This window comes from Embleya sp. NBC_00888 (assembly GCF_045207655.1).
Taxonomy (GTDB): domain Bacteria; phylum Actinomycetota; class Actinomycetes; order Streptomycetales; family Streptomycetaceae; genus Embleya.
In genome coordinates this window covers 3,605,337-3,628,460 of sequence record NZ_CP108784.1, presented here as the reverse complement: position 1 = coordinate 3,628,460, position 23,124 = coordinate 3,605,337, and the positions used below count along the sequence as shown (strand labels likewise).

Here is a 23,124-nt window from a genome sequence, read left to right as displayed (position 1 = left end):
GGGACCGAGCGCGGGACGCTCCTCCCCGTACGATTGACCTTGGCGCCGAGGAGGCAGGCCGGTTCGCGCGACGCTTATCGCGCGGCTGAGGAGGCTCGCGGTCGCCGGCCCGTCCGTAGCATCCCCGACTGAAGCCGAGAGACACGCAGCCGTGCCCACGCGCCATGACATCCGCAACGTCGCCATCGTCGCCCACGTCGACCACGGCAAGACCACCCTCGTCGACGCCATGCTGAAGCAGGCGGGCACGTTCAGTGCCCACCACCAGATGGACGATCGGGTGATGGACTCCAACGATTTGGAGCGCGAGAAGGGCATCACCATTCTCGCGAAGAACACCGCCGTCGCCTATCACCCCAAGGACGGTGGCCCCACGGTCACCATCAACATCATCGACACGCCCGGCCACGCCGACTTCGGCGGAGAGGTGGAGCGCGGACTGTCGATGGTGGACGGTGTCGTGCTGCTCGTCGACGCTTCGGAAGGCCCGCTTCCGCAGACCCGCTTCGTGCTCCGCAAGGCGCTCGCGGCGAAGATGCCGGTCATCCTGTGCATCAACAAGGTCGACCGTCCCGACTCGCGCATCTCCGAGGTCGTCGACGAGACCTACGAGCTGTTCATGGACCTGGACGCGACCGAGGAGCAGATCGAGTTCCCCATCGTCTACGCGTGCGCGCGGGACGGTGTGGCCACCCTGGTGCGTCCCGCCGACGGCACCGTGCCCACCGACAGCGACAGCCTGGAGCCGTTCTTCCAGGCCATCCTGGACTCCATCCCGGCCCCCGAGTACGACGAGGGCGCGCCGCTCCAGGCGCACGTGACCAACCTGGACGCGTCCAACTTCCTCGGCCGGATCGCGCTGTGCCGCGTGCACCAGGGCACGATCCGCAAGGGCCAGCAGGCCGCGTGGTGCCGGCACGACGGCACCATCGAGCGGGTCAAGATCACCGAGCTGCTGATGACCGACCAGCTCGAGCGCAAGCCCGCCGAGGAAGCCGGTCCCGGCGACATCATCGCGATCGCCGGTATCCCGGAGATCATGATCGGCGACACCATCGCCGACCCCGAGGACCCGCGTCCGCTGCCGCTGATCACGGTGGACGAGCCCGCGATCTCGATGACCATCGGTACCAACTCCTCGCCGCTGGTCGGCAAGGGCGGCAAGGGCCACAAGGTCACCGCGCGCCTGGTGAAGGACCGCCTGGAGCGCGAGCTGGTCGGCAACGTGTCGCTGCGCGTGCTGCCCACCGAGCGTCCCGACACGTGGGAGGTCCAGGGCCGCGGCGAGCTCGCCCTGGCGATCCTGGTGGAGACCATGCGCCGGGAGGGCTTCGAGCTCACCGTCGGCAAGCCGCAGGTGGTCACCCGCGAGGTCAACGGCAAGATCCACGAGCCGGTGGAGCGGTTGACCATCGACTCGCCCGAGGAGTACCTCGGCGCGATCACCCAGCTCCTGGCGTCCCGCAAGGGCCGCATGGAGACCATGACCAACCACGGCACCGGCTGGATCCGGATGGAGTTCGTGGTGCCCGCGCGTGGCCTGATCGGCTTCCGCACCGAGTTCCTCACGGACACCCGGGGCACCGGTATCGCGCACAGCGTGCACGAGGGCTACGAGCCGTGGTTCGGCGAGATCCGGACCCGCAACAACGGCTCCCTGGTCGCCGACCGCGCGGGTGTCGCGACGCCGTTCGCGATGATGAACCTGCAGGAGCGCGGCCAGATGTTCGTCGAGCCGACCACCGAGGTGTACGAGGGCATGATCGTCGGCGAGAACTCGCGCGCCGACGACATGGACGTCAACATCACCAAGGAGAAGAAGCTCACGAATATGCGCTCCTCGACCTCCGACGAGACCGAGAAGCTGATCCCGCCGCGCAAGCTGTCGCTGGAGCAGGCGCTCGAGTTCTGCCGCGAGGACGAGTGCATCGAGGTGACCCCGGAGACCGTGCGCATCCGCAAGGTCGTTCTCGATCAGAAGGAGCGTGGCCGCTCGGCCTCGCGTGCCAAGCGCTGATCATTTGACGGTCGCCCTCGGCGACCCGAAACGAGCCGGTGACCTGCGGTCGAATCCGCAGGTCACCGGCTTTTCGCATGCTGAGACCAAGTCGATATCTTTGCCCGGTTATATTCGTTATGTTGGCTATGTGTGCGAAATATTCGATCAATAATCGATCAACTTCGAACTTCCAAAGAAACGTAAATGTTAATTACTTTTCGTTTCAAGGTTTACTCTGACTGCCTCTTGACGTCCGGGTAATTGGGTTGCGAGAGTCCGTGCGGCCACCAAACCAAACGGCACTCGGTCGAACCCGACCTCACCTCGGGGGTATTTGCGGCAATGACCATGCAACCCCAGCTGGTCCCGGAAGCGGGCGGACCCCCGGCTTCAGGGGAACCCGGCGCGATGCTCGACAAAACGGGCGTCGGCGCCGTACCGAAAGAGATCGTCGGGCGTTCGCCGAGCCAACTGGCATGGCGGCGCTTTCGCAAGGATCGTATCGGTATGGTCTCGACGGCCATAGTGGTTTTCTTTTTCGTGATCGCTTTTGCCGCGCCCTTGATCTCGAAGCTGTACGGCAAGAACCCTTACACGCGTTACGGCCAGACCGAGCCGGGGCTGCTCAACTCCCGCGGGTTCCCGATCGCGCCCAACGGTGGCATGTCCGGGGAGTACTGGTTCGGCATCGAGCCGACGCTGGGCCGGGACGTGCTGACCCAACTCGTCTACGGCATCCGGACGTCCCTGCTGCTCGCGGTCATCGTGGTGCTGATCGTCACGATCATGGGCACCATCCTGGGGATCACGGCCGGCTACCTCGGTGGTCGGACCGACTACGTGATCAGTCGGGTGATCGACACCCTCCTGGCGATGCCGTCGCAGCTGTTCTTCATCGCCTTCACGCCGATCGCCCTCGCGCTGTTCGTGAGCGACCGCGAGACCACGCCGACCTGGCTGCGGGCCACGGCGCTGATCATCGTGCTGTCGCTCTTCGGCTGGTGCCGGATCGCCCGCATCCTGCGCGGGCAGGTGCTGTCGATGCGCGAGCGCGAGTTCATCGAAGCCGCCAAGATCAGCGGCGCGAGCTCCAGGCGGATCATCTTCCGCGAGCTGCTGCCCAACCTGTGGACCCCGATTCTGATCGTCGCGACGATCGAGGTGCCGACCTACGTCACCACCGAGGCGGCGCTCTCCTTCCTCGGCGTCGGCATGACGGAGCCGACCCCCGACTGGGGCCGGATGATCCACAAGGGCTTCGAGAACATGCAGAGCGACGTCACGTACATGGCCTTCCCGGCCGCCGCGATGGTGATCTTCGTACTCGCCTTCAACCTCTTCGGCGACTCGGTCCGCGACGCGCTGGACCCCAAGGCCAACCGATGAGGGGGCGTGGTCACGTCCCTGGTCGACGCGCATAAACCGCGTTCCGTCACGGCCTTCGCGTCCGCTTCTGGCACTTCCTTGCATGCCGTAAGGCACCAGCCGGGTCAACCCGGATCACTTGATGAGGGGATTACATGACAACGACCGGGAAGCACCGGTTCGCCGCGTTGCTCGCAGTGGGGGCCCTCGCGGTCTCGGCGTCCGCGTGCAGCAGCGGCGGCGGGGACGAGAAGGAAGAGCAGGGCAAGCCGCAGGCCAAGACCGCGGCCGTCTCGGTGGGCACGGCCGCCGATTCGAAGGGGCCCGCCGCCGAGATCCCCGGTGCCAAGAAGGGTGGCGTGGCCGGCGTCCTCAACCGCAGCGGCTTCGCGCACCTGGACCCCCAGCGCGCGTACGTCAGCAACCTGATGACCATCTCCGAACTGGTCTCCCGGCGCCTGACCTTCTACAAGAAGGAGGGCGACAAGACCACGCTGGTCGGCGACCTGGCCACGGACCCGGGCACCACCACCGACGGTGGCAAGACCTGGAAGTTCACCCTGAAGGACAACCTCAAGTACGAGGACGGCACGCCGATCGTCGCGGCGGACGTCAAGTACGGGGTGGAGCGCTCCTTCCACAAGGCCTACAACCAGGGCCCCAAGTGGGTGCAGCAGTGGCTCACGGGCACCGAGAACTACTTCGAGGTGTACGAAGGCCCGTTCAACGGCAAGGAGTTGGGTCCGGACAAGATCGAGGTTCCGGACGCCAAGACGATCATCTTCAAGCTGACCGAGGCGCACCCCGACTTCCCGTTCGCGGTCGCCATGGGTACCTCCGCGCCGATGCCGAAGGCGAAGGAGACCAAGGACGACAACGACCGCAAGCCGTTCGCGAGCGGTCCGTACAAGATCATCACGCACGAGCCGGACAAGGCCCTGATCCTGGACAAGAACACGAACTGGGACCCGGCGACCGACGCGATCCGGCACCAGTACGTGGACCAGTTCAAGTTCGAACTCGGGGTCGCGGCTCCGCAGCAGTTCCAGCGGCTGACCGCCGCGGCCGGCAGTGACGCCGCCGCGTTCACCCTCAACGAGCGCCCCGACGCCAACTTCGCGCAGCAGATCGCGACCGACCCGGCGCTCAAGAACCGGGTCACCGACGCCGTGGGCCCGTACACGAACCGCTGGGACATCAACAACAAGCGGATCACCGACGTCAACGTGCGCAAGGCGATGTTGACCGCGTTCCCGCGCAACTCGGCCCGACTGGCCGAAGGCGGCCCGACCGCGGGCGACTTCGCGAACTCGCTCGCCTCGGTGACCCAGCTCGGCTTCGCGCCGTACAAGAGCCTGTTCGACGGTCTGCCGCCGGACGGTGACCAGGCCAAGGCCAAGCAGATGCTGGAAGCGGCGGGCAAGGTCGGTCAGAAGGTCGTCTTCTGCTTCACCACGTCCAAGACCCAGCAGGAGCGCGCGCTGCCCATCATCGACTCGCTGAACAAGGCGGGCTTCCAGATGGAGCGCAAGGAGATCTCCGACAAGGAGTACTACGACGTCATCGGCAAGCTGGACACCCCCTGCGACCTGTACTGGGCCGGCTGGGGCGCGGACTGGCCGACCGGCGCCACCGTCTACACCCCGGTCTTCGACGGTCGCAAGGTCGTCGACGACGGTGAGAACTACTCGCAGTACAACAACCCGAGCGTGAACACGGAGATCGACCGGATCCTCAAGATCACGGACGTGAACCAGCAGGCGGTCGAGTGGATGAAGCTGGACCAGAAGATCATGGAAGACGTGCCGACGATCCCGTACCTGTACCAGCGGCACCGTCTCGTCTACGGCCCGCAGATCGGCGGGGCCGGGCTGAACATCCACGGTGCGATCGACCTGCACAACGTCTTCGTCAAGTAGTAGCCGTCAGCCCCTCTTCCGGTTGATCCGACGGTGAAGCGTTCGGTCCGGGACCCCGAGACGGGGGTCCCGGACCGACGCGGCGGGACGGATCCACCCCCTGGGCACATCGCGGAGGAAGCCCGGCCTCATGCTTCGATTCCTGGTCCGTCGGCTGATCGGCGTAGTGGCGATCCTGCTCGTCGTCAGCGGCATCACCTTCTATCTCTTCTTCGCGGCCTCCGGCGCCGACGACGTCGTACGACTTTCGTGCGGTCGCAACTGCACCCCGGAGATGCGCGAAGTCGTCCGGCAGAACCTCGGCCTGGACAAACCCCTCATCGAACAGTTCTGGATCTTCATCTCGGGGATCTTCACGGGCCGGACCATCGGCGACAAGGCCTGCGACGCGCCTTGCCTGGGCTACTCGTTCGCCAACAACGAGAACGTCTTCGACAAGTTGTCCGACCGTTTCCCGGTGACCCTGTCGCTCGCGATCGGCGCGATCCTGCTGTGCACCACGATCGGCATCGGGATGGGCGTGCTGGCCGCGCTCAAGCGCGGCAAGACCACGGACAAGGTGACCACCGGCGTCGCACTGCTCAGTGGTTCCGCCCCGATCTACGTTCTGGGCCCGCTCTTCATCTACGTCTTCGTGCAGCAACTCGGATGGCTCGACCGACCGACGGACCCCCCATCGTTCTTCGGTGACCCCGGAGGATGGGCATCCGCTCTGCTGCTGCCGTGGATCTGTCTGATGACGATCCATATGGCGATGTACTGCCGCCTCACCAGATCCACCATGGTCGACGTGTTGTCCGAGGACTACGTCCGAACACTCAAGGCCAAGGGCCTGTCCGGACGCAGCGTCTACATCAAACACGCCTTCCGCGGCGCGCTCAGCCCGATCGTCACCGTCCTGGGCGTGGACATCGGCGTCCTGATGAGCGGCACGATCATCACCGAGTCCACCTTCAGCCTGCACGGCATCGGCATGCTCGCGGTGACCTCGGTGGTCGACTCGGACCTGCCGATGATGATGGGCGTGGTGATGGTCGCGGCCACCTTCACGATGCTCGCCAACCTCGCGGTGGACATGGCCTACGCGGCCATCGACCCCCGGGTGCGGCTGTCATGACGGGCGGCCCGCGATGAGACTCCGCCGCGGCGCGGCCACGAGCCCCGCCGAATCCGAAGCGTCAAAGCCCACCACGCCCGCGGCATCCACGGATGTCACGGTCTCCGACGAACAGGCCCGGGAGCAGGACATGGCCGCCGGCACCGACACCACCGACGGCACCCCGAGCCTGATCAAGCAGCGGGATGCGAGCTCCTCCGGCGACCGGCCCGACGCGTTCCTGTCGGTCCGGGACCTGCAGGTGCACTTCAGCACCGAGGACGGTGTGGTCAAGGCCGTCGACGGGTTGTCCTTCGACGTCGAGAAGGGCCGCACGCTCGGCATCGTCGGCGAGTCCGGATCGGGCAAGTCGGTCTCCTCGCTGACCATCCTGGGACTGCACAACCGGGAGCGGACGAAGATCCACGGCGAGATCCGATTCGACGGCCACGAGTTGGTCCGGATGCCCGAGCGCAAACTGCGCGACCTGCGCGGGCGCCGGATCTCGATGATCTTCCAGGACCCGCTGACCGCGCTGTCGCCGTTCTACACGGTCGGCGAGCAGATCGCCGAGTCCTACCGCCGGCACACCGGTGCCAATCGGCACGACGCGCACGCGCGGGCCATCGAGATGCTGGACCGGGTCGGCATCCCCAATCCCAAGACCCGGGTGAACGACTACCCGCACCACTTCTCCGGCGGCATGCGCCAGCGCGCGATGATCGCGATGTCCCTGGTCTGCGACCCCGACCTGCTGATCGCCGACGAGCCGACGACCGCGCTCGACGTGACGGTGCAGGCGCAGATCCTGGATCTGTTGCGGGACCTGCAGGACGAGTTCGGAACCGCGATCCTGTTCATCACGCACGACCTGGGCGTGATCGCGTCGATGGCGCACGACGTGCTCGTGATGTACGCGGGCCGCAGCGTCGAGAAGGGCACCGTGCGCGAGGTGCTCAAGAACCCCCGCCACCCGTACACGTGGGGCCTGCTGTCGTCGATGCCCAACCTCTCGGGCGACGTCGACATCCCGCTGCGGCCGGTCCGCGGCACTCCGCCGAGCCTGTTGTCCCCGCCCTCGGGATGCCCGTTCCACCCGCGCTGCGACTATGTCGACGTGGTCGGCGGCGACCGGTGCTCGACCGAGCGCCCGCCGCTCGCCCTGGTGGACGGTCGCGGCGCCGCGTGCCACCTGAGCGCCGAGGACAAGCAACGGATCTTCATCGACGACGTCCGCCCGCTGCTCGGCTGACCGCCCAAGCCCGGCCGACGACGGTAGAAAGCAGGAGAACGACGATGACCGAGACGATCAGCGAGTCCCCGGCGCCGACCCCGGACCCCGCGCCCGCGTCGCCCGGCGAGGCGCTGCTCGACGTGCGCGGCCTGGTCAAGTACTTCCCCGTCAAGGGGGGCGGTCTGGTCCGCCGCAAGACGCTGCACGTACGCGCGGTCGACGGGATCGACCTGTCGGTCGCGGCGGGGGAGAGCGTGGGCCTGGTCGGCGAGTCCGGCTGTGGCAAGTCCACGACCGGCCGGCTGATCAGCCGGCTGCTCGAACCCACCGGCGGCACGATCCGCTACGACGGCAAGGACATCACGCACGCCACCCGGAGGCAGATCGCGCCGATCCGTACCGAGATCCAGATGATCTTCCAGGACCCGTACTCGTCGCTGAACCCGCGACAGACGGTGGGCGCGATCATCGCGTCGCCGATGGAGGTCAACGGGATCGATCCCGAAGGTGGCCGAAAGAAGCGGGTCCAGGAGCTCCTCGAGCGGGTGGGCCTGAACCCCGAGCACTACAACCGCTTCCCGCACGAGTTCTCCGGCGGGCAGCGCCAGCGCATCGGCATCGCCCGCGCGCTCGCGCTGCAACCTCGGCTGATCGTGGCCGACGAGCCGGTCTCCGCGCTCGACGTGTCGATCCAGGCGCAGGTGATCAACCTGCTCCAGGGCCTGCAACGGGACCTGGGCATCGCGTTCGTGTTCATCGCGCACGACCTCGCGGTGGTCCGGCACTTCTCCCAGCGGGTGGCGGTGATGTACCTCGGCAAGATCGTGGAGATCGCCGACCGCACCTCGCTGTACTCGAACCCGCACCACCCGTACACGCACACCCTGCTGGCCGCGGTGCCCGAGGCGGACCCGGACAAGGGCTCGAACCGGACACGGGTGCACGCCTTCGGGGACATGCCCTCGCCGATCAACCCGCCGTCGGGTTGCCGGTTCCGGACCCGCTGCCCCAAGGCGCAGGACGTGTGCGCGAGCGAGGAGCCCCCGCTGATCGGGATCGAGAGCCTGCTCCAGGGCCATCGCGTCGCGTGCCACTTCCCCGGACCGTTGGAGGCGACCGCGAAGGCGGAGGAGGAGATGCCCGAGGAACGGATCGAGGCGGCCCTGGAAGCGGGCATCGTCTCGGACCCGGAGTAACGACCCGGCCCCTCTATCGCACTCCGGAACGGGATGCCACCGATTTGGTGGCATCCCGTTTTTCGTGCTTTCCTGCAGGTCAGCTACGCGCGTTGAACCGGATCCGACGCGCCGGCGGAGGCCGTCTCGGCCGGGTGAGCGTCGTCACGCTCGGTAGCTATTCTCGCCTTATGAGACGAGGTAGGGACCGTGCTGTGGGTGTTCGTTCATCGGACTGTATGCTCCGGGCAGCGGTACATGGTGTCCGTTTGATGCAGCTTCATTACTGGTCTCATATGTCTGGGTTTCGAGATTGATCACAGATTTACGTGATCAAACTGAAACCTGCAGGGGATTGGTCGCAGCCAATCGGTGACGGATAGTAGATCCGCTTGTGCTCGGAACCTGGTCACGCGCTCGGGGGCGCCGACTCTACGAGCAGCTGTGACGGAAGCTTCCCGCTTGGGAGCCCCGTTGCACTTCACTTCGGTAGTGATTCCATGAGGAGGCAACCCATGCGCGGAACAACGCGCGTGAAGTGGGTCGTGGGTATGGCCGTTCTCGGCCTGGCCGCGACTGCGTGTGGCAGCAGCGATGACGACAAGGGCAGCAAGGGCGGCAGCGGGCTCCCCGCCGGCTACTACTCCTCGTACGCCACCGAGCCGCAGAGCGCCATTCAGCCCGCGAACTCGAACGAGACTGGTGGCTTCTACGCGCTTCAGTTGATGTTCCGCGGTCTGTACACCTACGACGTCAAGACCGGCCAGCCCGTGCCGGCCATGGCGCAGTCGGTGGAGAGCCCGGACTCGACGAACTACACCGTGAAGATCAAGCCGGGGTGGACCTTCCACAACGGCGAACCGGTCACGGCGAAGTCCTACGTCGACGCGTGGAACTGGGGCGCCAACTCCGAGAACAAGCAGATCAACTCGAGTTGGTTCAACTTGATCGAGGGCTTCGACGCGCTGCACCCGAAGACCGGGGCGCCGACGGCCAAGGAGATGACCGGCCTCAAGGTCGTGGACGACAACACGTTCACGATCAAGCTGATCCAACCCGTCTCGTCGTTCAAGTCGCGCCTGGGTTACGTGGTCTACTCGCCGCTGCCGCAGGAGTTCTTCAAGGACCCGAAGAAGTACGGCGAGGCGCCGATCGGCAACGGTCCGTTCCAGCTCGACACCGCGAACGGCGGCTGGAACCACAAGAAGTCGATCACCGTGAAGAAGTACGACAAGTACGCCGGTGACGACAAGCCGAAGTCGAACGGTGTGCGGCTGGACATGTACACCACGTACGACGCCGGCTACACGGCGCTGCGCGACAACAAGCTCGACGTGATCGACCAGATCCCGGCGTCGGCGGTCGGCAGCTTCAAGAAGGACCTGGGCGAGCGCGCGATCGAGGCCCCGCAGTTCTCGATCCAGAAGATCGGCTTCCCGCTGTACGACGCCGGTTGGGGCGCCCCGGGCAAGGAGAAGGTCCGTCAGGGCCTGTCCATGGCGATCGACCGGGCGAGCATCGTCAAGGCGATCTACAAGGGCGCCGAGCAGCCGGCGACCGACTGGCTGGCCCCGAACATCCCGGGTTACAGCAAGGACATCACCGGCGAGCTGACCAAGTACGACCCGGCCAAGGCCCGTGAGCTGGTCACGGCCGGCGGCGGCATCCCCGGTGGCAAGTTCACCATCGCCACCAACGCGGACGGCCCGCACAAGGAATGGGTCACCGCGGTCTGCAACAGCATCAACGAGGCGCTGAAGCAGCCGGGCGCCTGCGAGCCGAAGCTGTACCCCGAGTTCAGTGTGGCGCGTCAGGACATCACCGACAAGAAGATGACCGGTGCGTACCGCACCGGCTGGCGTGCGGACTACCCGTTCCCGGACAACTTCCTGTCCGACATCTACATGACCGGTGCCGGCTCCAACGACTCGGGCTACTCCAGCCCGGTGTTCGACGACCTGGCCAAGCGCGCGATGGCCGCCCCGGACCAGAACGACGGCGTCAAGCTCTGGCAGCAGGCCGAGCAGCAGATGACGAAGGACGTTCCGTCCATCCCGCTGTGGTACTACGTGACCAAGGCCGGCTCCTCGACCAGGGTCTCCAACGTCCAGTTCGACCCGTACGGCAACCCGGAATTCACCGGGGTCACCGTCAAGTAGTGATCCGGATATGACCCGGCGCTGACATCGGTCCGGCCGCACCCCCGGGTGCGGCCGGACCTTGCCGGTGGCGGGCCGGGCCGGCGACGTGCGATCCGCGGCGCCGGTTGCGGGTCCGATCCCTCGCTTCGGGCCGACGACGACAGCAGGAGGCTGGCATGGGGCGATATGTCGTACGGCGACTGCTCCAGATGATCCCGGTGTTCATCGGGACCACGTTCTTGATTTATTTCATGGTGTACCAGCTCGGTGGCGATCCCATCGCAGCCATGTTCGGCGACAAGGGTGCCGACCCTGTCTTCGTGCGCCAGATGCGGGAAGAGTTCCACCTGAACGACCCGCTGATCGTGCAGTACTGGTACTACATCACCGACCTGCTCCAGGGTAATTTCGGGACGAGCTTCAACGGCCGTCCCGTCGCCGACGAGCTCAAGCGAGCCTTCCCGGTGTCGATCCGGCTCGCGATGATCGCGTTCGCGATCGAGGTCGTCGTCGGTGTCGGCCTGGGCCTGCTGTCCGGCCTGCGCCGCGGCAAGTTCGTCGACACGCTCGTTCTCGCCGGCACGCTGGTGGTCATCTCGATCCCGGTCTTCGTGCTCGGCACCGTCGCCCAGTTCTGGCTGGGTTCGGAGTGGGGCATTTTCGAGGCCACCGCCAGCGTGGGCGACGCGACCTGGAGTCAGCTCCTGTTGCCGGGCATCGTGCTCGGCTCACTTTCCTTGGCCTTCGTCGCCCGACTCACCCGGACCAGCGTCGCGGAGAACATGCGCGCCGACTACGTCCGGACCGCGACCGCCAAGGGTCTTCCGCGTCGGCGGGTGGTCACCCGCCACCTCCTGCGCAACTCGCTCATTCCCGTGGTGACGTTCCTCGGTGCGGATCTCGGTGCCCTGATGGCCGGCGCGATCGTGACCGAGGGCATCTTCAACGTCGACGGTGTCGGCCGCCTGATCTATCTCGCGGTCACCAAGCACGAGAGCGCGACAGTGGTCGGCGCGGTGGCGGCGCTGGTGATGATCTACCTGGTCATGAACCTGATCGTCGACCTGCTGTACGCCGTCCTGGACCCGAGGATCCGGTATGCCTGACATGAACAAGCAGCAGCGCGAACAACTGGGAACCAGCAGCGACGAGCAGCCCCAGTCCGCCATCGAGCTGCCCGGAATGCTGCTCGCGGACGAAGAGGGCACGACCCTGGAGAAGCGCGGCGCCTACGCGGCGCCCGACGCGCGGGGACCGCAGGACAAGCCGCGCGGGGCCTGGGCCGAGGCGTGGCGCGAGCTGCGCAGCAGCCCGAGCTTCTACGTGTCGGGCGTGCTGCTGCTCTTCCTGGTGTTCATGGCCTGCTTCCCGGGTGTGTTCACGAACATCGACCCGCGGCACTGCCCGATCCTGGACACCAACAAGGACCCGTCCGGCGACCACTGGTTCGGCACCAACGTCCAGGGCTGCGACGTGTACGCGCGCACCGTCTACGGCGCCCGCGCCTCGATCATCGTCGGCGTGGCCACGACCGCGCTGATCGTGGTCATCGGCGGTCTCGTCGGTGCGCTCTCCGGCTACTTCGGCGGCTGGCTGGACACCATCCTGGCCCGCGTCACCGACATCTTCTTCGGCATCCCGCTGCTGCTGGCCGCGCTCGTGTTCATGAGCTCGGTCAAGGACCGCACCGTGTGGACCGTGGTGACCGCGCTCGGTGTCTTCGGTTGGATGCAGATCGCGCGCATCATGCGCGGTTCGGTGATCACCGTGAAGAAGTCCGACTACGTGGTGGCCGCCAGGGCACTCGGCGCCGGAACCCCGCGGATCCTGGGTCGGCACGTGCTGCCGAACGCGATCGCCCCGGTGATCGTGGTCGCGACCATCTCGCTCGGCACCTTCATCGCCACCGAGGCGACGCTGTCCTTCCTGGGCATCGGGCTGCCGCCCACCGAGATCTCGTGGGGCGCGGACATCAGCTCCGCGACCACCGCGCTGCGCGACTCGCCGTACCAGCTGATCTTCCCGTCGATCTTCCTCTCGGTCACGGTGTTCAGCTTCATCCTGCTCGGCGACGCGGTGCGCGACGCCCTCGACCCGAAGCTCCGCTGAGGGAGGGGACAGACAAGTGACGACGATCGACACGAAGAACAAGCCCGAGGGCTCGGGCTCGGCCGCCGCCGCGCCGCTGCTCGAAGTGGACAACCTCCACGTCGAGTTCCGCACCCGCGACGGCGTGGCCAAGGCGATCAACGGTGTCTCGTACGACGTCAGCGCCGGCGAGACGCTCGCGGTGCTCGGCGAGTCCGGCTCCGGCAAGTCGGTGACCGCGCAGACGATCATGGGCATCCTGGACATGCCGCCGGGGCATATCACCGGTGGTGAGATCCGCTTCCACGGCAAGGACATGCTCAAGATGTCCAAGGAGGAGCGCCGGAAGATCCGCGGCCAGAAGATCTCGATGATCTTCCAGGACGCGCTCTCCGCGCTCAACCCGGTGTATTCGGTCGGCTTCCAGCTCGCCGAGATGTTCACCGTGCACCGCGGGATGTCCAAGAAGGACGCCAAGCTCAAGTCCATCGAGTTGATGGACCAGGTGCGCATCCCGGCCGCCAAGGACCGGGTGAACGACTACCCGCACCAGTTCTCCGGCGGTATGCGCCAGCGCATCATGATCGCGATGGCGCTCGCGCTGGACCCCGAGCTGATCATCGCGGACGAGCCGACCACGGCGCTGGACGTGACCGTGCAGGCGCAGGTGATGGACCTGCTCGCGGAGCTCCAGCGCGAGCGCAACATGGGCCTGATCCTGATCACCCACGACCTCGGCGTGGTCGCCGACGTCGCGGACAAGATCGCGGTCATGTACGCGGGCCGGATCGTCGAGCAGGCGCCGGTGCGCGAGTTGTACCGGCAGCCGACCCACCCGTACACCAAGGGTCTGCTCGAGTCGATCCCGCGCCTGGACCACAAGGGCCGCGAGCTGTACGCGATCAAGGGCCTGCCGCCGAACCTGATGCGGATCCCGTCCGGCTGCGCGTTCAACCCGCGCTGCCCGTACGCGCAGGACGTGTGTCGCAGCGAGGTTCCGCCGCTGCACGAGATCTCGGTCGGGCGTGGCAGCGCTTGCCACTTCTGGGAGACCGTGATGGAGGGAGAAGTCCGTGGCTGAGTCCGCGAGCGGCGCGACCGCCGCCGATGTGCGCAAGCTCGTCAAGCCGGTGGCGCAGGGCGAGCCGATCCTTCAGGTGCGGGGGCTGGTCAAGCACTTCCCGATCACCCAGGGCATCCTCTTCCAGAAGAAGATCGGCGCCGTCAAGGCCGTCGACGGTGTCACCTTCGACCTGATGAAGGGCGAGACCCTCGGTCTGGTCGGCGAGTCGGGTTGTGGCAAGTCGACGGTGGCCCGACTCCTGATGAACCTGGAGACGATCACCGCCGGCAGCGTCCTGTACAAGGGCGACGACCTGGCGAAGTTGTCCGGTCGCGCGCTCAAGGCGGTGCGCCGCAACATCCAGATGGTCTTCCAGGACCCGTACACCTCGCTGAACCCGCGGATGACGGTCGCCGACATCGTCGGCGAGCCGTACGACATCCACCCGGAGGTCGCGCCCAGGGGCGACCGCAAGCGGCGGGTCCAGGAACTGCTGGACCTGGTGGGCCTGAACCCGGAGCACATCAACCGGTATCCGCACCAGTTCTCCGGCGGTCAGCGCCAGCGCATCGGGATCGCCCGCGGCCTCGCGCTCAACCCGGAGATCATCATCGCGGACGAGCCGGTCTCCGCGCTGGACGTGTCGGTGCAGGCGCAGGTGGTCAACCTGCTGGAGAAGCTGCAGAACGAACTGGGTCTGTCGTACCTGTTCATCGCGCACGACCTCTCCGTGGTGCGGCACATCTCGGACCGCGTCGCGGTGATGTACCTCGGGCGGATCGCCGAGATCGGCACCGACGCGCAGATCTACGACCACCCGACGCACCCGTACACCCAGGCGCTGCTGTCCGCGGTGCCGGTGCCTGACCCGGACGGGCGCGAGCACCGCGAGCGGATCATCCTCACCGGTGACGTGCCCTCGCCGGCGAACCCGCCGTCGGGCTGCCGGTTCCGCACCCGCTGCTGGAAGGCGCAGGACATCTGCGCCGAGCAGGAGCCGTTGCTGGAGATCCGCAAGGGCCTCTCCGGCCTGGGCGCGCACGACAGCGCGTGTCACTTCGCCGAGGAGAAGGACATCGTCGGCGCGTCCTGAACCGCGCACCGACCCGACAGTGCCCGCCGTTCCGATCGGAACGGCGGGCACCGTCGGGTGTCCCGGGCGACTTCGGCTCAGCCGTCGCCGTCGGTCGACGGCCGCGCCAGGGCGCGGTGCAGGAAGTCGACCTGGAGGAGCAGGAGGTTCTCGGCGACCTGCTCCTGCGGTGTCATGTGGGTGACTCCGGACAGCGGCAGCACCTCGTGCGGGTAGCCCGCCGCGAGGAGCGCGCCGCTCAGCCGCAGGGTGTGCGCCGCGACCACGTTGTCGTCGGCGAGGCCGTGCACCAGCATCAGCGGGCGGCGGGTCGCCGCCACTTCGCCCGGCTCGGTCCCCGAGACCAGCGAGTTCTCGCGGTACACCTCGGGCCGTTCGCTCGGCAGGCCGAGATAGCGCTCGGTGTAGTGCGTGTCGTACAGCGCCCAGTCGGTGACCGGCGCGCCGGCGACCGCCGCGTGGAAGACGTCCGGGCGACGCAGGACGGCCAGCGCCGCCAGGTAGCCGCCGTAGGACCAGCCGCGGATGCCCACCCGCGTGGTGTCCAGCCAGGGCCGCTCGGCGGCGAGCGCTTGAAGCGCGTCCACCTGGTCCTGGAGGGTGATCGGGCCGAGGTCGAGGTGGACCGACTTCTCCCACTCGGGGGAGTGCCCGGGGGTGCCCCGGCCGTCCGCGACGAGCACCGCGAAGCCCTGGTCGGCGAACCACTGCGAGGTCAGGTGCGGGTTGCGGGCGGCGAGCACGCGCGGGCCGTGCGGGCCGCCGTACGGGTCCATCAGGACCGGCAGCCGCTCGCCGGAGGCGGGGTCGAACCCGGTCGGCAGGAGCAGCGCGCACGGGATCTCGCGGGCCCCGGCGCGGAGCAGCTCGACTCGTGGGGTGAGCACCGGGGTGGCCGCGTGCGAGATGATCCCGGCGAGTTCGGCGCCGTCCCGGTGCACGGTGACCCGGGTGCCGAAGCGGTCGAGCGAGGCGGACGACAACACCGTGGTGTCGCCGGAGCGCACCGCGCTGTGCCGGCCGGGCTCGGTGCTCACCCGGGTGACCCCGTCGGAGGCGACGCGGTACACGTGCACCTCGCCGATCTCGGCGGCGCTCGCGTCGGTGCCGGCCGACGCGGTGATCAGCACGTCCTCGTCGGCGACGTCCACGATCGTGTGGACGAACAGGCGCCGGTCGGTCAACTCCTTGTCCGCGACCACCAGGCGACGCGCGCCGTCGGCGTCGACCAGCCGGACCAGCCGGCCGTCCGGCGTCCACGCGGGTACGCCGGGGACCAGGTCGACCCACACGTCGTCGGTCTCGGTGTGCAGCTCGCGGGTGGTTCCCGCGGCGACGTCCACGGCCAGGGTGAGCAGGCGCTTCTGGTCGCGCGGCTGCACGCTCAGCAGCGGGTCGCCGCCGGCCGACCAGTGCACGCTCGCGAGGTAGGGATACGCGTCGTGGTCCCAGTCCAGCTCGGTGCGGGTGCCGTCCAGACCGATCAGCCACGCGGTGACCTCGGCGTTGGCGGTGCCGGCCGCCGGATAGGCGACCCGGGTCGGCGCGGCGGCCGGGTTCGCGGGGTCGCCGATCCACCAGCGGTCCACCGGCGCGTCGTCGGCGCGCGCGGCGATCAGCGCGGAGCCGTCGGGGGCCCACCAGTAGCCCCGGAACCGGGACATCTCCTCGGCGGCGATGAACTCGGCCAGACCCCACGTGACGCCCTCGCCGTCCGGTTCGGCCGGCGCGACGTCGAGCGAGCCGTCGGCGGTCACCACGCGCAGCGCGCCACCGGCCACGTAGGCGATGTGCGTGCCGGTGGGGGAGGGCCGCGGATCGATCACCGGGCCGGGCACGGCCAGCTCGCGCGGGGCCTCGCCGGTGGCGAGGGAGACCGCGAACAGCCGGCCCGAAAGGGTGAAAGCGGCCAGGTCGCCCACGCTGTCGAGCGCGTAGCCGACGATGCCGGCCGCCCCCTCGCGACTGCGTTCGCGCCGGGCCCGCTCCTCGGCCGACAGGTCCTCGGCCGCGCCGCCGAGCAGGACCGCGGGGTCGGCCACCAGGCGCTCGACGCCGGTGAGCGGATCCAGCGTCCACAGGCACGTGGTGGAGTCGTCGGCGGCCTTGGACCGCAGGAATGTGATCCGGCGGTCGGCGATGCCGAAGCCGCGTGGAGCGCCTTGGGTGAAGCGCTGCGTGCGGGCGTATTGCCGGGGAAATGTGATCTCCGAGCTCATGCGCCACAGCGTACGGGGCGGTGACGGCGGGAGGAGGGGAGACCGAGGGAGAGTGCGGACGGTTGTACGAACACCACCTCACGCCCGCTGAACGAGTGAACGCGGTTCGTGACCGTTGCCTTACAGTCTGTGTGTAGACATGTCCCTTTGGGTGCGAAGGCCGGTTTCCCAAGTCGGCCCCGGACCCCCTGCGCACAGGAGGTGCGTGACTGTGGTGGTGTCCGTCTCCGCCGTGCTGCTGCTCGGTGTCACCGTGGTCTTCCTCGTCCGGAAGTCCTCCCTCAGGCCCGTCCACGCGATCGTCTGCGCGTTGCTCGGCTTCTATTTGTCGACGACGTCCATGGCCCCCTCCATCAGCGACGCGTGCATGAGCTTCGCGGGAGTGGTGAACGGGATCCACTTCTGACCGAGTCGCGGGATCGATCCTCGACGGGCCCGTTTTTTGATCGAGCCTCGTCGGCGTGGGCCCCGGGGGCCGCTCCCGGGGCCGGCACGTTGCGGTGACGGGTTCGGCGGGCTTTGTAGGCTCGTCTGCCATGACCAATCGATGGCTGGCCAATACCGGTGGCACCCGAGGGCCCGAGTACGCCGAGCGGTTTCGCAGGCTCGCCGCCGAAGGGCGGGACCTGCACGGTGAGGCGCGGTTCTGCGACGAGCTGCTGGACGAGCCCGCGCGCGTGCTGGACGCGGGCTGCGGGACGGGTCGCATCGCGATCGAGTTGGCCCGGCAGGGCCACGAGGTGGTCGGCGTCGACCTGGACGCCTCGATGCTGGCCGAGGCGGAGGCCGCCGCTCCCGGGCTGACCTGGGTGCTCGACGACCTCGCCGACCTGGAGCCGCGACCGCTCGGCGGTCGCGGGAGCTTCGACCTGGTGGTGGCCGCGGGCAACGTGATGATCTTCCTGACCCCGGGCACCGAGGCCGAGGTCGTGCGCGCGCTGGCCACGATGTTGCGGCCGGGCGGCGTGCTGGTCGCCGGCTTCAGCCTCGCGGGCGGCCCCGACGGGGTCGGCGCGACGCTCGGCGTCGACGAGTACGAGGCCGCGTGCGCGGCGGCCGGGCTGGTCCGCCGCACCCGGTACGCCGGGTGGGCGCGCGAGCCGTGGATCGAGGGCGGCGACTACCTGGTCGCCGTGCACGCGAAGCCGACCGGCTGACCCGTGAGCGCGGGGGTCGCCCCCCGGGCACGTCGGTTCGGCTGCGTAGGCTGTCGAACATGACCGAACGCACCGAGGCCCCGCTGCGGCTGTTGCTCGTGCACGCCCATCCGGACGACGAAGTGATCAACAACGGCGCTTCCATGGCGCGCTACGCGGCGGAGGGCGTGCACGTCACGCTCGTCACCTGCACGCTCGGCGAGGAGGGCGAGATCCTGGTCCCCGAGCTGGCCCACCTGGCCGCCGACCGCGAGGACGCGCTCGGGCCGCATCGGATGACCGAGATCGCCGACTCGATGAAGGTGCTCGGCATCGCCGACCAGCGCTTCCTGGGCGGCCCGGGGCGCTACCGCGACTCCGGGATGATGGGCGTGCCGAGCAACGAGCGGCCCGACTGCTTCTGGCGGGCCGATGTCGACGAGGCCGCCGCGCACCTGGTGCCGGTGATCCGCGAGGTGCGCCCGCAGGTGCTCGCCACCTACGACGAGCGCGGCGGCTACGGCCACCCGGACCACATCCAGGCGCATCGGGTGGCCCTGCGCGCCGCCGAGTTGGCCGCCGACCCGACCCACGCCGAGGGCGAGGGCGAGTCCTGGACGATCGCCAAGATCTACTACAACGTGATGCCCCGGTCGGTGCTCAAGGCCGGCATCGAGCGCATGGTGGAGGCCGGCCAGGAGGTGCCCTTCACGGTCGTCGAGGTCGACGAGCTGCCGTTCGCGGTGGACGACGACCAGGTCACCACGGCCGTGGACGCGGGCGAGTACGTGGGCGCCAAGTTCGACGCGCTGCGGGCCTACCCCACCCAGGTCTCGGTCGAGGACGGCTTTTTCGCGCTGTCCAACAACATCGGCCAGAGCATCATGTCGGTCGAGCACTATCGACTGGTCCGCGGCGACCTCGCGCCCACCGGCCCGGACGGCCGCGAGGACGACCTGTTCGCCGGACTGCGCCCGTAAGGTAGCCCTCGTGCCACAGAAAGCCGGCCGCGTCGCGGCATACGTCGTGCTGTTCCTGCTCGGCGTGGTGATCGCCTTCATCGGGGCGTTCACCCAGGCGGCCTACCCGCCTGCCGGGCTGATCGTCGCGCTCGCGGGCAGCGGCGCCCTGTTCGTCGCGGGCGGTTCGCTGTTCAAGGCGAAGGCCGGGGCGGTGGTGCCGGTGGCGGGCTGGATGTTGACCGTGTTGTGGCTGGCGAGTTGGACCAAGCCGGAAGGCGACTGGATCTTCGTCAGCGGGTTCCTGTCCTACATCTACCTGCTCGGTGGCACCATCTTCGGTGTCGCCTCGGCCACTTACCCCTGGGGCGGCATCAAACCCGTCCTTCTTTCGGGTGAATCGGTGAAGACGCATACGAGGTGAGGCCCTTGCCCGGCCATGCTTGCCGACGGCGCGTGTCATGCGGCACGCGACGGTGCGGGGTACCGGTGTGGCGGGAGCGCAGTATTGTGTTTGCCGAGGTGCGGTGCGTGTCATGCCCTGTCCACAGGGCCGTCGCGACCGACTCCTCTAGCCCGTCGTACCGGGCAACCTCGGTGGCCGAGTTCGTCCACTCGCCTTCGAAGGGGAGCAGGAAAACCCTCGAAGGCGGTGTCACGACCCGCACGCGGCGTGTGTCAACGCACCGCCGTCGCACTTTCCTGGATACCGTCCGACCCCGGGCGGGGGCGGCCGTGCGCCGCCACGCAACCCTCAGCTGTCGGAGAGCTCGTTCTTCGTGAGTAACGACCAGCCCCCCACGCCCGACGACCCGGGCGCGCAGCCGCGCCGCGACGACCTCGGCGGTGATCCGCACCCGTTCTTCGGGCGGGTCGGCCGGCAGTCGCAGGCAGCGCCCGCTGCCCGTGAGCGATCCGTCGCGCCCGCGTCGCCCCATCCATCCCCCGATCCGTTCGGGGACGACGACGAGTTCGCGTCGTGGTTCGACGACGAACCGCCCCGGCCCGCGCCCGTCGCGGGGCCGCCCGGTGGCTCGTCGTGGCCCAGCGCGGACGACGATGTGCCACCCGTCACGGAGCCGCCTCGGCACGCGGCCCCGCAGCTGGGACCCAACGGCCTGCCCCAGCGCGTTCCCGGCGCCTCGGGAGCCAGGAGCCTGACGGCCGACGGGACGGGTGCGCCCGGTCCCGTGCCGTTCTCGGACGGGCCGCCGCCGTTCGTACCGGCGCAGCCCGGACAGCCGCCGGCCCAGCCCCGATCGCCGGGGCAACCGGGATCCGGCATGCCGGCCGCCCACGCGGGCGAGCCCGGCCCGGGCGCGCCCGGTGCCGGCCTGGACGACGCCGGCTACGGCCCGCCGCCCGGGAGCGAACCGGTCGCGCACCCGATCGAGCCGGCCGCGGCGACCGAGAGCGGTGCGCTGCCCCCGCGGGTGGGCCGCCGCCGCCTGATCGCCGGCTTCGGCACGCCCGAGGCCGCGCCGGTCCCGGTCGCGCCGACCGAGGAGGCGGACGCCGAATCGGACGCCGAGTCGGGCGACCAGACCATGACCACCCGGGTCAGCATCAAGATCCCCGGGTCGCGGCCGATCCCGCCGGTGGTGCTGCGCGGCCAGGCCCCGCTGCCCTCGCAGGAGGCGCCGCGGTGGACCCGGGACGGCGAGGGCGAGGGACCGTACGAGTACCAGACCCGGCAGGAACAGGACGCCGCCGACCACGGGTTCCCGCAGTACGGCAACACCGACGCACACGCGACGGAGACCGGCGCGGGACACCCCGACGACACCGGGGAACACCGTGAGGAAGCCCGGCCGGCGCCGGCGCGACCCGCGCGGCGCAAGCCGAAGGCGCTGATCGCGTGCGCGGCCGGTCTCGCCGTCCTCGGCGGGGTGTACGGCGCGTCGCTGGCCTACGCCGGCGGCGGGGTGCCGCGCGGCACCTCCGTACTCGGCGTCAACATCGGCGGCCAGTCCCGGGACGAGGCGGTCCGTACGCTCGAACAAAAGCTCGGCGACCGCACCACCAAGCCGATAAAGCTCACCCTGGCGGGCAAGCAGCTGGAGCTTGCCCCGGCGGTGGCCGGACTGCTCCTGGACGCCCGCGCGACGGTCAGCGAGGCGTCGAAGGGCGGGATGAACCCGCTGACCTCGGTGCCCGCGATGTTCGGCAAGACCCGGGAGGCGGCGCCGCGTACGGTGGTGGACCCGGTCAAGCTGGGCGCCGAGCTGGAGGCGCTCGCCGCCGAGGCCGGTGGCGCGCAGACGGACGGCGGGATCTCGTTCGCGGGCGGCCAGGCCGCGGCGGTGGCCCCGAGCAAGGGCAAGGTGCTGGACACCCCCGCCGCGATCAAGCTGGTCGAGGCGGCCTTCCTGCACGGCACCGGTCCGGTCGAACTGCCCACCAAGGCCGCCGACCCGAAGGTCAACCAGGCCGAAGTCGACCGTGCGATGCGCGAGTTCGCGGTGCCCGCGATGTCCGGGCCGGTCACCCTGACGGCCGGCAACAAGAGCCAGAAGCTGACCCCGATCGTGCTCGCCAAGTACCTCACGATGGTCCCGGACGGCAGCGGCAGGCTGCAGCCCAAGATCGACGTGAACGGGTTGCAGGACGAGTTGGGGCAGACCTTCTCCTCGGTCGGCGAGAAGCCGAAGAACGCCACGTTCAAGGTCGAGGGCAAGTTGGCGGCCGGGGCCAAGGTGTCCGTGGTGCCGTCGGTGGCGGGCAAGGGCGTCTCCGGCGCGACCGCGGCCGACGCGCTGCTGTCGGTGCTGTCCAAGACCGGCGCGGCGCGGACCGCGAAGGTCAACCTCGGCCCGGTCGAGCCCGAGCTGACCACCGAGGCCGCCAACAAGCTCGGCATCACCGAGGTGATGTCGACCTACACGACGAACTACCCGTACGCCGCGTATCGGTTGACCAACATCCACCGGGCCGCCGACCTGATCACCGGTTCGGTGATCAAGCCCGGCGAAACCTGGAGCCTGAACAAGACGGTCGGCGAGCGCACCGCGGAGAACGGCTTCGCCAAGGGCACGATCATCAACAACGGGCGCTTCCAGACCGACTTCGGCGGCGGCGTCTCGCAGGTGGCCACGACGACCTTCAACGCGGTGTTCTTCGCCGGGCTCAAGGACGTCATGCACCGCCCGCACAGCTTCTGGATCGATCGCTACCCGGCCGGCCGCGAGGCCACCGTGGCCTGGCCCTCGCTCGACCTGAAGTTCCAGAACGACTCCGGCAGACACGTCTACCTGGAGTCCACCTACACCGACTCCACGGTGACCGTGACGCTGCTGGGGACGCGCAAGTACGACGACATCAAGGCCGAACCCGGCAACAAGTACGACGTGGTCAAGCCCAAGTCGGTGGTCGACAAGTCGGCCGGCTGCGTGGAGCAGGCCGCGTCCGACGGGTTCAAGATCGACGTGACCCGGGTGTTCTTCCAGGGCGGCAAGGAGACCGCGCGGGAGAAGTTCCACACCAAGTACGACCCGGCGGACAAGATCACCTGTGATCGCACCGGCGGCGGCGAGGGCGAGGGGCAGGGCCGCACCGCGGACGCGCCGCCGGCGGGCGGGCTGCCGGTGCGCGCCTCCGACGACTGACCGACCGACGAACGGAAGGACGGACCGATCGA

General features: G+C 68.6%; 17 protein-coding genes. 16 read left to right on the top strand and 1 reads right to left on the bottom strand.

Annotated features, from left to right (window positions below; genetic code table 11):
- Positions 1 to 151 precede the first annotated feature (151 nt).
- The 11 genes from typA to OG948_RS14840 all read left to right on the top strand — a co-directional run bounded on the left by typA (position 152) and on the right by OG948_RS14840 (position 15,173).
- The gene (typA, locus tag OG948_RS14890; RefSeq protein ID WP_020556603.1) at positions 152 to 2,017 is read left to right on the top strand and encodes a translational GTPase TypA; all 1,866 of its coding nucleotides are present in this window, start codon (positions 152 to 154) and stop codon (positions 2,015 to 2,017) included.
- Between the two features lie 324 nt (positions 2,018 to 2,341).
- On the top strand, positions 2,342 to 3,385 hold the full coding sequence (locus tag OG948_RS14885; RefSeq protein ID WP_395870455.1) for an ABC transporter permease: 1,044 nt from the start codon (positions 2,342 to 2,344) through the stop codon (positions 3,383 to 3,385).
- Between the two features lie 134 nt (positions 3,386 to 3,519).
- Positions 3,520 to 5,283 carry an ABC transporter substrate-binding protein gene (locus OG948_RS14880; RefSeq protein ID WP_406296912.1) on the top strand — a complete coding sequence of 588 codons (1,764 nt, stop codon included), beginning with the start codon at positions 3,520 to 3,522 and terminating at the stop codon, positions 5,281 to 5,283.
- A gap of 130 nt (positions 5,284 to 5,413) precedes the next feature.
- Complete coding sequence (locus OG948_RS14875; RefSeq protein WP_406296911.1) at positions 5,414 to 6,400, top strand: ABC transporter permease; 987 nt, start codon at positions 5,414 to 5,416, stop codon at positions 6,398 to 6,400.
- Positions 6,401 to 6,413: 13 nt separating this feature from the next.
- The gene (locus OG948_RS14870; RefSeq protein WP_406296909.1) at positions 6,414 to 7,631 is read left to right on the top strand and encodes an ABC transporter ATP-binding protein; all 1,218 of its coding nucleotides are present in this window, start codon (positions 6,414 to 6,416) and stop codon (positions 7,629 to 7,631) included.
- A gap of 44 nt (positions 7,632 to 7,675) precedes the next feature.
- Positions 7,676 to 8,809, top strand: coding sequence for an ABC transporter ATP-binding protein (locus OG948_RS14865; RefSeq protein ID WP_406296908.1), 1,134 nt, complete (start codon positions 7,676 to 7,678; stop codon positions 8,807 to 8,809).
- 494 nt (positions 8,810 to 9,303) lie between these two features.
- Complete coding sequence (locus OG948_RS14860; RefSeq protein ID WP_406296906.1) at positions 9,304 to 10,947, top strand: ABC transporter substrate-binding protein; 1,644 nt, start codon at positions 9,304 to 9,306, stop codon at positions 10,945 to 10,947.
- A gap of 158 nt (positions 10,948 to 11,105) precedes the next feature.
- Positions 11,106 to 12,035: an ABC transporter permease gene (locus tag OG948_RS14855; protein ID WP_406296904.1), complete on the top strand. Its 930-nt coding sequence runs from the start codon at positions 11,106 to 11,108 to the stop codon at positions 12,033 to 12,035.
- Positions 12,028 to 13,038 (top strand): ABC transporter permease, encoded by a 1,011-nt coding sequence (locus OG948_RS14850; protein WP_406296902.1) that lies wholly within the window; start codon positions 12,028 to 12,030, stop codon positions 13,036 to 13,038. Before OG948_RS14855 ends, OG948_RS14850 begins: the two co-directional genes overlap by 8 nt.
- Before the next feature lie 16 nt (positions 13,039 to 13,054).
- The gene (locus tag OG948_RS14845; protein ID WP_395870471.1) at positions 13,055 to 14,098 is read left to right on the top strand and encodes an ABC transporter ATP-binding protein; all 1,044 of its coding nucleotides are present in this window, start codon (positions 13,055 to 13,057) and stop codon (positions 14,096 to 14,098) included.
- A complete protein-coding gene (locus OG948_RS14840) occupies positions 14,091 to 15,173 on the top strand; it encodes an ABC transporter ATP-binding protein (RefSeq protein ID WP_406296901.1) in 1,083 nt (360 codons plus the stop codon). The genes OG948_RS14845 and OG948_RS14840 overlap by 8 nt, the downstream gene beginning before the upstream one ends.
- A 77-nt stretch (positions 15,174 to 15,250) precedes the next feature.
- On the opposite strand, the gene OG948_RS14835 is transcribed toward OG948_RS14840, so the two are convergent.
- A complete protein-coding gene (locus OG948_RS14835; RefSeq protein ID WP_406296899.1) occupies positions 15,251 to 17,392 on the bottom strand; it encodes a prolyl oligopeptidase family serine peptidase in 2,142 nt (713 codons plus the stop codon).
- Positions 17,393 to 17,597: 205 nt separating this feature from the next.
- Between OG948_RS14835 and OG948_RS14830 the strand changes: the two genes are divergently transcribed.
- From OG948_RS14830 to OG948_RS14810, 5 genes are all read left to right on the top strand, one after another.
- Positions 17,598 to 17,798, top strand: a complete 201-nt coding sequence (locus tag OG948_RS14830) for a DUF2304 domain-containing protein (RefSeq protein ID WP_406296897.1) — start codon at positions 17,598 to 17,600, stop codon at positions 17,796 to 17,798.
- Positions 17,799 to 17,928: 130 nt separating this feature from the next.
- Positions 17,929 to 18,549, top strand: coding sequence for a class I SAM-dependent methyltransferase (locus tag OG948_RS14825; RefSeq protein WP_406296895.1), 621 nt, complete (start codon positions 17,929 to 17,931; stop codon positions 18,547 to 18,549).
- Positions 18,550 to 18,608: 59 nt separating this feature from the next.
- The gene (mshB, locus tag OG948_RS14820) at positions 18,609 to 19,508 is read left to right on the top strand and encodes an N-acetyl-1-D-myo-inositol-2-amino-2-deoxy-alpha-D-glucopyranoside deacetylase (RefSeq protein WP_406296893.1); all 900 of its coding nucleotides are present in this window, start codon (positions 18,609 to 18,611) and stop codon (positions 19,506 to 19,508) included.
- 10 nt (positions 19,509 to 19,518) lie between these two features.
- The gene (locus OG948_RS14815; RefSeq protein WP_395870483.1) at positions 19,519 to 19,911 is read left to right on the top strand and encodes a DUF6113 family protein; all 393 of its coding nucleotides are present in this window, start codon (positions 19,519 to 19,521) and stop codon (positions 19,909 to 19,911) included.
- Positions 19,912 to 20,266: 355 nt separating this feature from the next.
- Positions 20,267 to 23,092, top strand: a complete 2,826-nt coding sequence (locus OG948_RS14810; RefSeq protein ID WP_406296892.1) for a VanW family protein — start codon at positions 20,267 to 20,269, stop codon at positions 23,090 to 23,092.
- Positions 23,093 to 23,124: the final 32 nt, after the last annotated feature.